Annotated in this window: 18 protein-coding genes; 5 read left to right on the forward strand and 13 right to left on the reverse strand. The window is 75.5% G+C overall.

Annotation, left to right across the window (positions count from 1 at the left end; all coding sequences use genetic code 11):
- Nucleotides 1-30 precede the first annotated feature (30 nt).
- From VGL20_08210 to VGL20_08220, 3 genes are read left to right on the forward strand one after another with little or no spacing between them, the layout of a single operon-like run.
- Complete coding sequence (locus tag VGL20_08210; protein HEY2703657.1) at nt 31-483, forward strand: SRPBCC family protein; 453 nt, start codon at nt 31-33, stop codon at nt 481-483.
- Complete coding sequence (locus VGL20_08215) at nt 480-1,100, forward strand: hypothetical protein (GenBank protein ID HEY2703658.1); 621 nt, start codon at nt 480-482, stop codon at nt 1,098-1,100. The genes VGL20_08210 and VGL20_08215 overlap by 4 nt, the downstream gene beginning before the upstream one ends.
- Nucleotides 1,097-2,140 (forward strand): hypothetical protein, encoded by a 1,044-nt coding sequence (locus VGL20_08220; GenBank protein HEY2703659.1) that lies wholly within the window; start codon nt 1,097-1,099, stop codon nt 2,138-2,140. The genes VGL20_08215 and VGL20_08220 overlap by 4 nt, the downstream gene beginning before the upstream one ends.
- Here VGL20_08220 and dinB read toward each other — a convergent pair.
- The 8 genes from dinB to VGL20_08260 form a co-directional block, all read right to left on the reverse strand.
- On the reverse strand, nt 2,137-3,336 hold the full coding sequence (gene dinB, locus VGL20_08225) for a DNA polymerase IV (protein HEY2703660.1): 1,200 nt from the start codon (nt 3,334-3,336) through the stop codon (nt 2,137-2,139). The two genes, VGL20_08220 and dinB, sit on opposite strands and share 4 nt — an antisense overlap.
- A gap of 14 nt (nt 3,337-3,350) precedes the next feature.
- A complete protein-coding gene (locus VGL20_08230; GenBank protein HEY2703661.1) occupies nt 3,351-4,028 on the reverse strand; it encodes an RNA polymerase sigma factor in 678 nt (225 codons plus the stop codon).
- Entirely contained in the window at nt 4,025-4,312 is a 288-nt protein-coding gene (locus VGL20_08235; GenBank protein HEY2703662.1) for a hypothetical protein, read from the reverse strand. The genes VGL20_08230 and VGL20_08235 overlap by 4 nt, the downstream gene beginning before the upstream one ends.
- A 113-nt stretch (nt 4,313-4,425) precedes the next feature.
- Nucleotides 4,426-5,181 (reverse strand): HAD family hydrolase, encoded by a 756-nt coding sequence (locus tag VGL20_08240; GenBank protein ID HEY2703663.1) that lies wholly within the window; start codon nt 5,179-5,181, stop codon nt 4,426-4,428.
- Complete coding sequence (gene larB, locus VGL20_08245; GenBank protein HEY2703664.1) at nt 5,178-5,957, reverse strand: nickel pincer cofactor biosynthesis protein LarB; 780 nt, start codon at nt 5,955-5,957, stop codon at nt 5,178-5,180. The genes VGL20_08240 and larB overlap by 4 nt, the downstream gene beginning before the upstream one ends.
- Nucleotides 5,918-6,559 carry a hypothetical protein gene (locus tag VGL20_08250; GenBank protein HEY2703665.1) on the reverse strand — a complete coding sequence of 214 codons (642 nt, stop codon included), beginning with the start codon at nt 6,557-6,559 and terminating at the stop codon, nt 5,918-5,920. Before VGL20_08250 ends, larB begins: the two co-directional genes overlap by 40 nt.
- A complete protein-coding gene (locus tag VGL20_08255; protein ID HEY2703666.1) occupies nt 6,556-7,128 on the reverse strand; it encodes an NUDIX hydrolase in 573 nt (190 codons plus the stop codon). The genes VGL20_08250 and VGL20_08255 overlap by 4 nt, the downstream gene beginning before the upstream one ends.
- Before the next feature lie 62 nt (nt 7,129-7,190).
- Nucleotides 7,191-7,745, reverse strand: a complete 555-nt coding sequence (locus VGL20_08260; GenBank protein ID HEY2703667.1) for a transglycosylase family protein — start codon at nt 7,743-7,745, stop codon at nt 7,191-7,193.
- Between the two features lie 362 nt (nt 7,746-8,107).
- Here VGL20_08260 and VGL20_08265 point away from each other — a divergent pair, with 362 nt between their 5' ends.
- Nucleotides 8,108-9,184, forward strand: a complete 1,077-nt coding sequence (locus VGL20_08265) for a polysaccharide deacetylase family protein (protein ID HEY2703668.1) — start codon at nt 8,108-8,110, stop codon at nt 9,182-9,184.
- Nucleotides 9,185-9,365: 181 nt separating this feature from the next.
- Here the strand turns inward: VGL20_08265 and VGL20_08270 are convergent, their stop codons facing one another.
- From VGL20_08270 to gcvPA, 4 genes are read right to left on the reverse strand one after another with little or no spacing between them, the layout of a single operon-like run.
- On the reverse strand, nt 9,366-9,650 hold the full coding sequence (locus VGL20_08270; protein ID HEY2703669.1) for a hypothetical protein: 285 nt from the start codon (nt 9,648-9,650) through the stop codon (nt 9,366-9,368).
- 34 nt (nt 9,651-9,684) lie between these two features.
- A complete protein-coding gene (gene pyrE, locus VGL20_08275) occupies nt 9,685-10,248 on the reverse strand; it encodes an orotate phosphoribosyltransferase (GenBank protein HEY2703670.1) in 564 nt (187 codons plus the stop codon).
- Nucleotides 10,245-11,768, reverse strand: a complete 1,524-nt coding sequence (gene gcvPB, locus VGL20_08280) for an aminomethyl-transferring glycine dehydrogenase subunit GcvPB (protein ID HEY2703671.1) — start codon at nt 11,766-11,768, stop codon at nt 10,245-10,247. The genes pyrE and gcvPB overlap by 4 nt, the downstream gene beginning before the upstream one ends.
- Entirely contained in the window at nt 11,765-13,132 is a 1,368-nt protein-coding gene (gene gcvPA, locus VGL20_08285) for an aminomethyl-transferring glycine dehydrogenase subunit GcvPA (protein HEY2703672.1), read from the reverse strand. The genes gcvPB and gcvPA overlap by 4 nt, the downstream gene beginning before the upstream one ends.
- Before the next feature lie 87 nt (nt 13,133-13,219).
- On the opposite strand from gcvPA, the gene VGL20_08290 reads away from it, so the two are divergent.
- Complete coding sequence (locus VGL20_08290) at nt 13,220-13,432, forward strand: hypothetical protein (GenBank protein ID HEY2703673.1); 213 nt, start codon at nt 13,220-13,222, stop codon at nt 13,430-13,432.
- On the opposite strand, the gene VGL20_08295 is transcribed toward VGL20_08290, so the two are convergent.
- The coding region (locus tag VGL20_08295; protein HEY2703674.1) for a short-chain dehydrogenase/reductase at nt 13,429-13,818 on the reverse strand (390 nt) is incomplete at its 5' end. The two genes, VGL20_08290 and VGL20_08295, sit on opposite strands and share 4 nt — an antisense overlap.

The following is a 13,818-nucleotide window of genomic DNA, read 5'->3' on the forward strand; positions in this document are numbered from 1 at the left end:
GCTGCGCACCGCGGTGGTACCGTGACCTCCGTGATCGAAGCCCGTGCCACCGCCACCATGCCGGTGCCGCCGGACGAGGTGTTCGCGGCGGCGACCGATCTCGAGCACGCCGACTGGCTCCCCGCCGTCCGCGGTATGCGCCGCATCGCGGGCTCGGCGCCCGGGGTGGGCTCGCGCTACGCCGTCGAGGTGGGTCTGATCGGCCGCCACCTCAGCGGCGTGCTCGTCGCCCGCGACATCGAGCCTCCGCGCCGCGCGCAGTACGTGCTCGAGGAGGGGATGGACCTCACCATCACGATCACGGTGACGCCGACCGCCGGGGGCTCGACCCTGGAGCTGGTCGCCGCCTACTCGGTGGGCGGAGGTCCGCTCTCCGGAGCGGTGGAGCGCGCCAGCGCCGGGGCGGCGCGGCGGGAGGTCGCCCGTGCCGTCGAGCAGTTCGCCGCGCGCTTCGGCCGCAAGGCCGGACGGGTGCCGGGATGAGGGACCCGGGCGTCGACACCGCCCTCGACAGCCTCGCCGCCCAGGTGCGCACCCGGCCGCCGCTGCCGCTCGAGGAGGTGGCGGACCTGCTCGGCGAGGTGCGGCGCGAGGGCGCGGGCGACGCCAGGACAGCGCTGGTGGAGCATCACCTCGGCATCGCCCTCGACGCCGCCCTCGCCCGCGCCGAGTCCGGCGTCGACGTCGGCGACCTCTACCAGGAGGGGTCGATCGCGGTGGTCACCGCGGTCGGCGAGTACGCGGCGCGCAGCGGTGAGGCCGCCGGCCTCCGCGCCTACGTGCGCCGGGTGGTCGACCTCTTCGTCGACGCCGCGGTCGAGCGCGAGCTGACCGAGCGCAGGACCGTCGAGGGCATGGTCGAGGACAGCCGCCTGCTCGACCTCGCCGAGGTGGGGATGCGCAAGCAGCTGGGCCGGGACGCCACCTCGCTCGAGCTCGCCGCGGTGCTCGGCTGGCCGCTGGAGCGGGTGACGGTGATCGGCGACCTGCTCGCCGAGGCCCGGGCGCAGAACGACGCCAGCCTGCTGCCGTTCCTCGACGATCTCGACGACATCGACGACCTCGACGACGACGCCGAGGGTGACCGGCGCCGGGCGTGAGCTCACTCGACGAGCAGCTGCGGCGCTGGCGCGCCGCCGGGCTGCTCGACGATGCGACGGCCGCAGCGATCCGCGGCCACGAGGCGCGGCTCGCCCGGGCCGGCGACCGGCAGGACCGCTCCCGGGTCAGCCTCCAGGAGGTGATCGCCTACGCCGGCGTGGCCCTCGCGCTCGCCGGCGGCGCCCTCTTCGTCAGCCTCCACCGCGACGACCTCGGCCTCCCCGGGCGGCTCGCCGTCTACGTGCTGGCGACGGCCGCCGCGCTGGTCGCCGCCGTCACGCTCCGGCGCGGCGGCGCGGCGGGCAGCCGGGCGGCGGCGGGATGCGTGATGGTGTCGATCCTCGGGGTCGGTCTCGCGATCGGCGACGCCGCCACCGCCGGCGGCTGGTTCACCGTCCTCCATCACCATCCCGGGTACGGTCCCTACGCGCCCGCATACGACGAGGTCGACCACAACGGCAACGCCGCCCTCGCCCTCGCCGCGGTCGCCCTGCTCGCCCTCGCCGCCACCTGGTGGACGCGCAGCGGGCTGCTCGCGCTGGTGCTCGCCGGCGCCACCTTCGGCGCCACCTTCACCGAGCTCGCCTCGCGGCACGCCGACGGCACCGCCGTGGCCCTGGTCGCCTGCATCCCCGGTGCCGCGCTGGGTGCGGCCTCGTTCACCCACCGGCTGCGCGGCGACCTCGCCGGCGAGGTGCTCCGCTTCTTGGGGACCCTGCTCCCGGCGATCATCCCGCTCTTCGCGGACGGGCCGCTGGTCGCCCCGCTCACCGGGCTCGCCGGGGCGATCAGCGCGGCGGCGCTGGTGGCCTCGCCGGCCCTGAACAGCAACGCCCTGGCGGTGGCCGGCGGCCTTGGCCTCTTCGGCCTGGTGGTCGACGTCGGGGTGCGCTGGTTCTCCGGCCCGCTCGGGCTGCCCCTGGTGCTGATCGGCGCCGGGGTGGCGCTGATCGGCGTCGCCGCCCTGATCCAGCGGATCGTCAGCGGGAACCGCACCCGCGCCGCCGGCAACGACGCGGCCGCCCAACCCACCGACTAACGGAGGTCGTCGCCCCGCCAATCGAGGTCGCGCAGACCCGGGGCGGAGGCGCCGCGACGGGGGGCGCCGTCGCCGAAGCGGCGGTGGAGGTCGTCGAGGACGCGGTCGAGCCTCGACTCGCGCGCCACCTCGGCGTCGAGCAGGTCGAGCTGGCCGGCGTCGGCGAGCGAGCTGGTGCCGACCCCGAGCAGCCGCAGCGGCTCGCCGCCCCAGGCGGTGGTGAAGAGCTCGAGGGCGGCGGCCGCGATCAGGCGGTCGGCGTCGACCGGCGCCGCCAGGGTGCGCTGCCGGCTGCTGGTGACGAACCGCGAGTCGCGGAGCTTGAGGCTCACCGTCGCCGCGGTCCAGCCGCCGCCGCGGAGGCGGCGGCCGACGTCGGCGGAGAGCTGCCGGATCCGGTCCTCGAGGAGGCGGCGGTCGCCCACGTCCTCGACGAAGGTCTCCTCGCGGGAGACGCTCTTCGGCCGTCCCGGCACCGTCACCGGGGCGTCGTCGATCCCCCGGGCGCGGCGCTGCAGCGAGCGCGACGCCGCCTCGCCGAGGCGGCGGCGCACCGCGTCCTCGGGGAGGGCGGCGAGCTGGCCGAGGGTCGATACCCCGAGCCCGCCGAGCCCGGTCTCGGCGGCGGGGCCGAGGCCGGGGAGGGCGCGCAGCGGCAGCGGTGCCAGGAACCCGGCCTCCTCGCCGGGGGCGACCACCACCATCCCCCGCGGCTTGCGCACCTCGGACGCGATCTTGGCGACGGTCTTCGAGGTGGCCACGCCGAAGGAGGCGTGGAGCCCGCACTCGCCGAGGATGCGGTCGCGGATCTCCACCGCGATCGCCGGCGGCGGGCCGAAGCGCCGCTGCGAGCCGGTGACGTCGAGGTACGCCTCGTCGAGGGAGAGGGGCTCGACCTGCGGGGTGTAGCCGCGGGCGATGCCGAAGACCTGGGCGGAGGCGGCACGGTAGGCGGGGAAGTCGACGGGCAGCACCACCGCGGTGGGGCACAGCCGCAGCGCGGTGACCAGCGGCATCGCCGACCGCACCCCGAAGGCGCGCACCTCGTAGGAGGCGGCGCTCACCACGCCGCGACGGTGGTCGGGGCCGCCGCCGCCGACGATCACCGGGCGGCCGCGCAGCTCCGGCCGGCGCAGCTGCTCGACCGATGCGTAGAAGGCGTCGAGGTCGAGGTGGATGACGGCGCGGGGCCACACGTCAGGAGCCTGGGTCAGACCGCGGGCGGAAGCTCCCGCCGCCGGCGGCGCCGGGGAATCCGCAGCGGCTCCTCGGAGAACTCGTCGTAGACCTCGGTGAAGCGGCGCCGGGCCCGGAAGAGCAGCGACTCGACCGCGGAGACCGAGAGGTTCATGCGCTCGGCGATGTGCGGGTAGTCCATGCCCTCGAGCTCGCGCAGCGCGAGGATGCGGCGGTAGCGCTCGGGCAGGTGCTCGATGACCCGCACGATGAGCAGCCGGATCTCGCGGCGCTCGGCGGCGCGCTCCGGGTGGCCCTCGTGGTAGCCCTCGAGCGCCCGGTGCAGCTCCTCCGCGGGGGAGGCCTGCTCCTGATAGTGCTGCATGGTGCGCAGCCGGCGGTGCTCGTCGATGGCGAGGTTGGTGGTGGTGCGGTGCAGCCAGGCACGCACCCGGATCTCACCCTGGTGGGAGAGCAGCTGGCGGGCCAGCCGCAGGAAGGCCTCCTGGGCGATGTCCTCGGCGCGGTGCGGGTCGATGATGATCCGCCGCGCCAGCATCTCGACGTAGCGGTGGTGGTCGCGGTAGATCGACTCGAAGGCGAAGACGTCGCCGGCGCGGAAGGCGCTCACCAGCGCGGCGTCGGGGTCGCCGGGCTCGGCGTCGTGGTCGGGCCAGCCGGCCTGGTGCGAGGACGAGGCGACCGCGCTCACACCGAGGAGGTCCCGGCCTCGGCCGCGGGGGCGGCGGGGCGCCGCGAGGCGAGCCACTCCTCGATGTCCGCTTCCCGGAGGTAGCCGGCGGCGATCAGCAGCTCGGTGTAGCCGACACCGAGGTGGGGCGCGGCGCGGCGGAGCACCCAGGGCGGCGGGTTCTCCTTGTTCTTGTTGATCGCCTGGTAGAAGTAGATCTGGTTCAGATCGCAGAGCAGCGCCAGGCGATGGAGGGAGATGCCACGCTCGCGGCACCTCTCCTTCAGGTAATCGCGGAAGTCCACGAGCCCTCCCTTTCCCCCGACCGCGCCCGCAGCGGGTCTGAACCGGATCCCGAGTATAGCCATCGCCTAAGAAGGCGTCGGGACCGTCTCATAGACGTCAACAGGGAAAACCCTCAGGTCTTGCGGTGCCCCTCCACCAGCGCGATCACCCCGGCGAGCCGGTCGAGGACCGCGTCGGGCGCGGTCTCGCCGCCGGGGTCGGCACGGTGCTCGCGGAGCAGGGCGGCGCGCATCCCCACCGCGTGGGCGCCGTCGACGTCCTCGCGGCCGCGGTCGCCGACCATCAGCGTCTCCTCGGGGCGGGCGTCGAGCTCGGCGAGGGCGCGCTCGAAGATCACCGGCGAGGGCTTGCGCCAGCCCACCCCGCTGGAGAACACGGCGGCGTCGAGCAGCGGCAGCAGGCCGAGCCGGGCGAGCTGCTGGTGCATGCTCGCCGCCCGGTACGGGGCGTTCGAGACCAGCCCCAGCCGCAGCCCCCGGCGGCGCAGCTCGCGCAGGGTGGGGACGGTGTCGGGGGCGACGCTGATCCCCTCCACCCAGGCATCCTGCTCGAGGCGGCGGACGTCGTCGAGCAGCGCCGCGGTGAGCTCGAGGCCGAGGGCGCGGTAGGCGGCGGCGGTGACCGGCTCGAGGTCGATCTCCTCGAGGCCGCCGCCCCGCTCGTGGGCCTCGACCGCGGCCTCGACGACGTCGTGGACGGCGGTGAGCAGCCGCGCGCCCTCGGGGACGGCGACCCGGAGCCGGGCGGCGAGCAGGCGGGAGATCCGCTCGTGGGCGCGCTCGAGGGCGGCCTCGGGGCGCCGGTAGGTGACCAGGGTGAGGCCGTAGTCGAAGAGCACCGCGGCCGGGGGCGGGCCGTCGAGCCTCATCCCACCCAGGGATCGTCGGAGCGGCGCCGGGCGATCAGGGCGGCAGCCGCCCCGGCGCCCACCCCGTTGTCGACGTTGACCACCACCAGCCCGGGGGCGCAGCCCTGGAGCATGGAGAGCAGCGCCGCCCGGCCCCGCCCGCCGGCGCCGTAGCCGGTGGAGACGGGCAGCCCGATCACCGGCAGCCCGGCGAGGCCGGCGACCACCGATGCCAGGGCCCCGTCCATCCCCGCCGCCACCACCAGCGCGTCGGCGCCGGCGCCGAGCATGGCGCCGAGGGGGGCGAAGAGCCGCTCCAGGCCGGCCACGCCGACGTCGACCGCGGTGGTGGTGGCGCAGCCCGCCGCCTCGCAGACCATCCGCGCCTCGGCGAGCGGCTCGATGTCGGAGGTGCCGGCGGCGACCAGCCCGACCAGGCCCCGCCGGGCCGGCTCCACCGCGTCCGGGGCCACCAGCCGGCAGCAGCGGCGGCCGTGGGCCTCGAGGCGGGCGCCCCGGGCCACCGCCACCGCCTCGACGGCCCGGCGGTGGCGGGGACGCATCCGGCTCACGCACGCCGAGCCGGTGCGCTCGAGCAGGGCGGCGGTGATCTCCGCGACCTCGTCGGGATGCTTGGGGCCGGCGAGCACCACCTCGGGGATGCCGGTGCGCATCCGCCGCCCGAGGTCGAGGACGGCGATCTCGCCGAGGCGTTCGACCCCCTCGCCGCGGAGCAGCCCGGCCGCCTCCTCGGGGCTCAGCTCGCCGCGAGCGACGCGGTGGAGGAGCTCGAGCACCCGAGTAGCTTACCGGGGCCGCCACCATCGCCCGGTGGCGCAGCCCCGGGTGAGCTCGCCTCCCCGCCGCCGCCGCCGCCGCCGCCACCGCCGCCACCGCGGCCGCGCCGGCCCGAGGGACGGCGGCGGCGGCGGCGGGCTCCGGTGGCCGCCCCCTCGGCCGGAGGCGGCGCGGCCGCGGCGGCCGCGGCCTCCGGGGGCCGCCTCTGCCGGCGCTGCTGCTGCGGCGGCGGCTGCTGCTGCTGAGAGGCCGATGCCGCCGGCGCCTCCTGGCCGCCACCCCGCCCGCCGCGGCCGCGGCGGCGGCCGGTGGTCGTCCTGCCGCGGGGCCCTCCGAAGCGGTCGAAGAAGGCCATCACCGGGTGCTTCGCCGAGGGCGTGCCCGCCACCGCGTCCGGGTTGGCGGCGATCCGGGCGGCGTACTCGGCGAGGAGCTCCTCGAGCGGCCGCTTGTTCTTCGAGGCGGGCGCGACGTTCTCCGCCCAGGGCTGGTACTTGGCGGAGTTCTCCGGGCTCACCGGGTCACCGAGGTCGGGGATCTGCTCGAGGACGCTGTCGATCGCCCGCTGGACCAGGCTGTCGGCGTCGCCGGCGGCGGTCACATTCCCTCCTCCAGCGGAGGCAGCAGGCCGGCGAGGGCGAGGCCGCCGAGGGTCTTGCAGTCGGTCTGGCCGGTGCGCACCAGCTCGGCCACCTCGCCGGGCTGGAAGATGCGGACGTCGAGGAGCTCGTCGGGGTCGGTCGCCGCGGTGCCCTCGGCAAGCCCCTCGGCACGGAAGAACCAGAGGATCTCGCGGGAGTACCCGGGGGAGACGCAGGCCTCGCCGAGCGCCCGCCAGCGGGCGGCGGTGTAGCCGGTCTCCTCCTGCAGCTCGCGCCGGGCGGTGATCGCCGGGTCCTCGCCCTCCTCCCGGGTGCCGGCGGGGATCTCCCAGAGCGCCCCCTCGCAGGCGTGCCGCCACTGGCGGACGAGGAGGATGCCGCCCGCGGAGACGGTCGCCACGATGGCGACCGCCCCGCGGTGATGCACGATCTCGCGCCGCGCCTGGTGCCCGTCGGGCAGCCGCACCTCGTCCTCGTAGACGTGGAGCAGGCGGCCGTCGTAGACGGGCCGGCGGGACACCAGCGTCTCGCGCAGGTGGTCGACGGCGCTCGAGGTATCCGCGCTCACGCGCGGAGTCTGCGACATCTCCGGCCCCGGGCGCGGCCCGGTCCGGTCAGCGGGTCAGTCCGTCAGGCGCAGCCCCATGCGCGGGCGCCGCCGTGGGACAGCATGGTCGCGGTGATCTCCGCCTGCTGGGAGGGGTCCCAGACGTCGGTCCCGCCATGGGCGCGGAAGGTCGACATGAGGAACTGGAAGATCCCGTAGTAGGGCCCCACCGGATTGAAGGCGTGGGGACGGAGGCCGGATTCGCACCGTGCGATCTTCACCATCCAGTCCGGGGACACTCCGTGGCGCGCCGCGGCGGCACGGATGATGCCCTCGACCGAATCGGGTGCGAGCACGGGTCCGACCGGGAGGCCCAGAGCGGCCGCGGGAGTGGTCGCCGGGCGAGCGGGCCTCGGCGCCCTGTGGGGCGGGCTCAGGATGGGAAGAGCCGTCGCTGTCGGATCGGGAAGACCCACCTGGGGGTCGCGTACGAGGAGCGGCTTGATCGAGCGCTCGAGGCCCGTGACGCTGGCGGGGGCCACGAAGGCCACCTGCTGGGATACGGTCGCCGCGGCCAGGTGGCTCCGGGCGAGGATGGCGAAGATCGGGGCGAGGAGGAGGACGAAGAGTCCCGCCATCACGCCCCGCGTTCGTTGTGGCAACCGCAAATACAAACCTCCCAAAGCTTCTGTCCCCCCTTCTCGGTGCACGCGCACTCAGCGGACGCGACGGAGGTGGAGCCCTGCGACATCCACCACTGTCTCGGGTGGGATCGCCGCCCCCGGACTCCGGTCCTCACAACCCGGGCACGAGAGATCGGCGAGCGGCGGATGAGAGGGCTAACCGGCCGCGTCGGCGGCACCCTATCACAGGTATCCCGCTCAACGCCAACCCCGACCGGTGGGGGGCGGGCGCCGCGACACCGCCGCGGTGAGCCTGTCAACGGACCGTTGATGGGCGGTGTCCGATCCTCGACGGGGGCGAACATACGATCCGCGACATGCCCCCCTCGCGGGTGCGGCCGCGCCCGACGCTCCCCGGCCGCCGCCTCGCCCTCACCGCCGTCGCGCTCGCCTGCGCGCTGGTCGCCACCGTGCCCGGGGCACTCGTCGACGCCGGCCGGCCGCTGCCCGAGACCGCCGCCGCCGCCCCGGTCACCGACCCTCCCTCCGGCTCGGCCGTCCCGGCGGTGAGCATCGAGGACACCGCCGACGGCGCCGGCATCCCGCTCGCCGACCTCCTGCTCCCCGGCAACGAGGACCGCCTGCTCTCCGCCCTGCCCCACGACGCCGTCGACGTCCGCCGCCGCTCCGGGCCGCGCCTGGTCGTGCCCATCCTCATGTATCACTACATCCGGGTGAACCCGCTGCCGCACGACCGCCTCGGCGGCAGCCTCTCGGTGACCCCCCGGGACTTCGCCGCCCAGATGGCGCTGCTCCACCACGCGGGGGTGACCACGGTGACCCTCGACGACGTGGTCGCCGCGCTCGGCGGCGGCCGGCCGCTGCCGCCGCGGGCGGTGGTGCTGACCTTCGACGACGGGTACCGGGACTTCACCACCGCGGCGGTCCCGGTGCTCCGGTCCCACGGGTTCCGGGCCACCGTGTTCGTGGTCAGCGGCTTCCTCGGCCGTCCCGGCTACATGACCGCGGCCGACGTGGTCGCCGCCGCCGCCGCGGGGATGACCATCGGAGCCCACACCGTCCACCACGTCCAGCTCGCCCACATCCCCGCATCCCTCGCCCGGGTGGAGATCGAGGTCTCCCGCCAGCAGCTGGAGCAGCTCTCCGGGCAGCCGGTGAACGACTTCGCCTACCCCTACGGCGACACCTCGCGCACGGTCCAGGCGATGGTGGCGGCGGCCGGCTTTCACGACGCCGTCACCACCGCCTTCGCCGCCTCCGAGGAGCCCCGCCAGCAGCTCAGCCTGAGCCGGGTGCGGATCGAGGGCGGAGACAGCCTGGCCACCGTCGCCGCCAAGGTGCTGGCCCCGCTCGGCCTCCGCCGGGCGCCGGGGCCGGCCACCCTGCCCTCCCCCACCGGCCTGGCCGAGCGCGTCGCCGGCGCCCCGTACTAGCTCCGCCCACCAACTTACTGTTCGATCAATTGATAGTGCGGTTGCAGGGATTCGCCCGGGGCTGATAGCGTGGGTCGGGTACCTCGTGACCCTCTCGGGAGATGTCCATGAGCTCTCTGCCGCCGTCGCCGCGCGCCCCGACCCCACCTCCCGACCGCCCCCGGCGCCGATCCCAGCGCGGTCAGAACACCGCCTCGATGATCGCCGGGGTGGCTGCCCTGATCACCGCCGTCGGCGGCACCGTCGGCATCCTCGTCCAGACCGGGGTGATCGGCCACCATGCCGCCGCCCCGGCGACGAGCCCGTCACCGGGCGCCTCCCCGTCGCCCGGCGGCGGCGCCTCGCCGTCGTCCTCGGACAGCCCGTTCGGGACCACCGCGTCGCCGAGCCCGGGATCGTCGCCGACTCCGAGCCCGAGCCCGTCGCCGACCCCCGGCAGCACCCCCACCCCGGGCGGGGGCGGCATCCTGTTCCACTGAGAGGGCGCGGGGGGACGCCCCTCAGGCGCCGGCGGGGGCGGGGAACTCGCTGCGCCGGAAGAGGGCGTGGAGGGGCAGGCCGGCGGCGCTGAGCGCGGCCTCGCCACCCTCCTCGCGGTCGACGAGGGCGAGCGCCTCGACCACCTCGGCGCCGGTGCCGCGCACCTGCTCCAGGGCGGTGAGGAAGCCGGCGCCGGTGGTGACCACGTCGTCGACCAGCAGGCAGCGGTCGTGGGGGCCGAGCGAGGGGCCCTCGATCGCCCGGCCGGTGCCGTGCTGCTTGGTCTCCTTGCGGACGATGAAGGCGCGCAGCGGGATCGGGTCGGTGCCGCTCAGCGCCACCACCCCGGCGGCGATCGGGTCGGCGCCCAGGGTGAGGCCGCCCACCGCGCTCACCTCGAGCTCGCGGCAGCGGTCGAGGATGAGGCGGGAGGCGAGGTAGAGCCCCCGGCCCTCCAGGGTCACCTGCTTGCCGTCGAAGTAGAAGTCGCTGCGGCGGCCGCTGCTGAGCAGGAAGTCGCCGTAGCGGAAGGACCGGCGGTGGAGCAGCGCCTGGAGCTCGGCCCGGAGCGCCTCGCCGGTCACGTGCTGCTCGTGTCCGGGGACCAGCGCAGCACCGGCCGCCGCGCCGCCTGCACCTCGTCGACGCGCTCGACCGGGGCGTTGTGCGGCGCCGCCTGGACGAACGCGAGGTCGGCCTCGGCCTCGTCGACGATGGTCGCGAGGATGTCGGCGAGCCCGTCGAGGCTGCGCCGCGACTCGGTCTCGGTGGGCTCGAACATCATCGCCTCGGGCACCGTGGTGGGGAAGTACACGGTCGGCGGGTAGACGCCGAAGTCGATCATCCGCTTGGCCACGTCCATCGCCCTCAGGCCGGGGACGCGGCCGCCGCGGGTCGTGGCCACGAACTCGTGCATGGTGGGGGCGTCGACGGCCATCGCGAAGAGGCCGCGCAGCCGGGCCTGCAGGTAGCGGGCGTTGAGCACCGCGTCCCGGGCCACCTGGGGGAGGGTGTCGCCGTAGGCGCGGATGTAGGCGTAGGCGCGGACGAGCATGCCCACGTTGCCGTGGAAGGCGCGCACCTTGCCGATGCTGTGGGGGCGGTCGTCGTCGAGGAGGAAGCGGTCACCGTCCCTCTCGACCGTGGGTGAGGGCAGGAGGTCGACCAGCGCCGGCGCGACCCCCACCGGGCCGGCCCCGGGGCCGCCGCCGCCGTGGGGGGTCGAGAAGGTCTTGTGGAGGTTGAGGTGGACCACGTCGAACCCCATGTCGCCGGGCCGGGCGATGCCCACCAGGGCGTTGAGATTGGCGCCGTCGTAGTAGAGGAGCGCACCCGCCTCGTGGGCGGCCTCGGCGATCTCGAGGATCTCGGTCTCGAAGACCCCGAGGGTGTTGGGGTTGGTCATCATCACCGCGGCGGTGGTGCCGTCGAGGTGGCGGCGGAGGTCGGCGACGTCGACGGTGCCCTGGGCGGTGCTGCGCAGCGTCACCACCTCGAGCCCGCTCATCCCCGCCGAGGCGGGATTGGTGCCGTGGGCGCTGTCGGGGACGAGCACCCGGGTGCGCCCGGAGTCGCCGCGGGCGGCGTGGTGGGCCTGGATCATCCGCAGGCCGGTCCACTCGCCGTGGGCGCCGGCGGCGGGCTGCAGCGACATCCGCGCCATCCCGGTGATCGCCGCGAGCAGCCGCTCCAGCTCCCACATCAGCTCGAGCGTGCCCTGGACGTCGGCGGCGTCCTGGTAGGGGTGGAGGTCGGCGAAGCCGTCGAGCCCGGCCAGGTGCTCGTCGACGATCGGGTTGTACTTCATGGTGCAGGAGCCCAGCGGGTACATCCCCTGGTGGAGGTTGTGGTTGCGCCGGGCGAGGCGGCCGAGGTGACGGGCGAGCACCGGCTCGGCCACCGCGGGGATCGCGGCGGGGGCGCGGCGGAGCAGCCGCGACGGCAGCAGCTGGTCGAGCGGCGGCACCGGCACGCCGGCGGCGGGCACCCGGGGGGAGGCGTCGAGGTCACCGCCGAGCTCGAAGACGACCGGGTCGGCACCCGCCCAGGCGGCCTCCGGCGGCGAGCCGCCGGCGGGACGGGCGTGCCCGTTGCCGGAGCTCATGCGACCTTCTCCCGCTGCAGGGTGGGCACCAGCTCGCGGGCGGCGGCGAGGTAGCGGTCGATCGAGGCCGGCGATGTGGTCTCGGTACAGCACACCAGCAGCTGATCGCGGAGGCGGCCGTCGACCTGGCCGAGGGGGAGGCCGGCGACGATGCCGCGCTCGCGCATCCGCGCCGCCAGCGACGCGGCGTCCCCCGGCACCCGCACCGCGAACTCCCAGAGGTACGGCGCGGCCGGGAACGCGAGCTCGACCCCCTCGAGGCGGCCGAGGCCGGCGGCGAGGTGGTGGGCGCGGCGGGCGCTGACCTCGGCGACGGCGCGCATGCCGCCGGCGCCCATGTGGGCCATGTAGACGGTGGCGGCGAGCGCCATCAGCGCGTGGTTGGTGCAGATGTTGGAGGTGGCCTGCTCGCGGCGGATGTGCTGCTCGCGGGTCTGCAGCGTGAGCGTGAAGGCGCGCCGCCCGGAGCGGTCGCTGCTCATCCCCACCAGCCGGCCGGGGAGCCTGCGCACCAGCGCCTGCCGCGCCGCCATGAAGCCGACGTGGGGACCGCCGAAGGAGGGCGGGATGCCCAGCGGCTGACCGTCGCCGACGGCGATGTCGAACCCCGCCTCGCCCGGGGGCAGCAGCGCGGCGCAGGCGATCGGGTCGACGTGGGCGATGGCGAGCGCCCCGGCGCCGTGGGCGGCATCGGCGAGCTCGCCGAGGCTCTCCAGGGTGCCGAGGAAGGTGGGCTGGGCGACCAGCAGCGCGGCGTGCTCGGCGCCGATCCGGGCGGCGAGCGCGGCGGGGTCGGTGAGGCCGGCGTCGAGCTCGATGCGGTCGACGGTGACGCGACGGGCCCGGGCGTAGGTGTCGATCACCCGGAGCACCTCGGGATGGAGCCCCGCGGAGACCGCCACCCGGGTGCGCCCGGTGTGCGCCACCGCCATCAGCAGCGCCTCGGCGGCGGCGGTGGCGCCGTCGTACATCGAGGCGTTGGCGACGTCGAGCCCGGTGAGCGCGCAGATCATCGACTGGAACTCGAAGATGGTCTGGAGGGTGCCCTGCGAGGCCTCCGCCTGGTAGGGGGTGTAGGCGGTGTAGAACTCCGGCCGGCCCACCGTGGCGCGCACGATCGCGGGGATGAAGCGGCGGTACACGCCGGCGCCGAGGAAGGCGTCGACCCCGCCCAGCGGCTGGTTGCGCGCCGCCAGGCGGCTCAGCTCCTCGACCAGCTCCTGCTCGCCGAGGGGCGGCGGCAGCTCGAGCGGCGGGTTGCGCAGCGCCGCGGGGACAGAGCTGAAGAGGTCGTCCGCCGAGCCGGCACCGACGACCTCCAGCATGGCGCGGCGGTCGGCGTCGTCCAGGGGAAGGTAGGCCATCGCCTCCAAGTATGCCGCGCCGTGCCGTACCGACCGGCGGGCGTGCCCGGGCCCGTGATTCCCTCAGAGTTGGTACCCTGGGTTCACATGGCGAAGCGCACCACCGTGTCCATCGACGACGTCCTCACCGCGGTCGAGACCGCCCGCGACAAGGTGATGGCCGACGAGGTCAAGCAGCTCATCAAGCTGGGCCTGCCGAAGAACGTCGCCCTGAAGATGGTCGCCGAGCGCTACCGCCAGCGCGGCGAGGGCGACGAGGGCGAGCAGGGCGAGCAGTCGCCCTGGCCGGACATGGGCTAGGTCCCCGGGCGGGGGAACTGCCGGGCGAGGACCGCGTCGAAGGCGCGGTCGGGGAGCACGGCGTGGAGCCCGATCATCACCCGTGCCCCCACCGTCACCACGTAGCGCGGTCGCGGCCGCGCCGCGGTCAGGGCACGCTCGATCACCCGCGCCACCGCCCCGGGGCCGGCGCCGAGCACCCGGCCCATCATCCCCGCATAGGCGCCGGCGGTGGTCGCGGCCACCGCGTCGGAGAAGCGGGCGTAGGGCCCGTCGCCCTCGGGCAGCGTCGCCAGGCTGCCGACCGCGGTGGTGCCGAAGCTGGTCCGGATCAGGCCCGGCTCGATCAGCACCACGCCGACGCCGAAGCCGGCGACCTCGAAGCGCAGCGCGTCGCTCAGCGCCTC

The sequence above is a fragment of the Candidatus Dormiibacterota bacterium genome, from assembly GCA_036495095.1.
Classification (GTDB): domain Bacteria; phylum Chloroflexota; class Dormibacteria; order Aeolococcales; family Aeolococcaceae; genus CF-96.

Excerpts from the sequence above, each read along its gene's own strand:
- VGL20_08215 (HEY2703658.1), top strand. The coding sequence starts at position 480 with ATGAGGGACCCGGGCGTCGACACCGCCCTCGACAGCCTCGCCGCCCAG.
- VGL20_08240 (HEY2703663.1), bottom strand. The coding sequence starts at position 5,181 with ATGAGGCTCGACGGCCCGCCCCCGGCCGCGGTGCTCTTCGACTACGGC.
- VGL20_08260 (HEY2703667.1), bottom strand. The coding sequence starts at position 7,745 with ATGGCGGGACTCTTCGTCCTCCTCCTCGCCCCGATCTTCGCCATCCTC.
- VGL20_08265 (HEY2703668.1), top strand. The coding sequence starts at position 8,108 with ATGCCCCCCTCGCGGGTGCGGCCGCGCCCGACGCTCCCCGGCCGCCGC.
- VGL20_08270 (HEY2703669.1), bottom strand. The coding sequence starts at position 9,650 with ATGCCGCCCCCGCCCGGGGTGGGGGTGCTGCCGGGGGTCGGCGACGGG.
- gcvPB (HEY2703671.1), bottom strand. The coding sequence starts at position 11,768 with ATGAGCTCCGGCAACGGGCACGCCCGTCCCGCCGGCGGCTCGCCGCCG.
- gcvPA (HEY2703672.1), bottom strand. The coding sequence starts at position 13,132 with ATGGCCTACCTTCCCCTGGACGACGCCGACCGCCGCGCCATGCTGGAG.
- VGL20_08290 (HEY2703673.1), top strand. The coding sequence starts at position 13,220 with ATGGCGAAGCGCACCACCGTGTCCATCGACGACGTCCTCACCGCGGTC.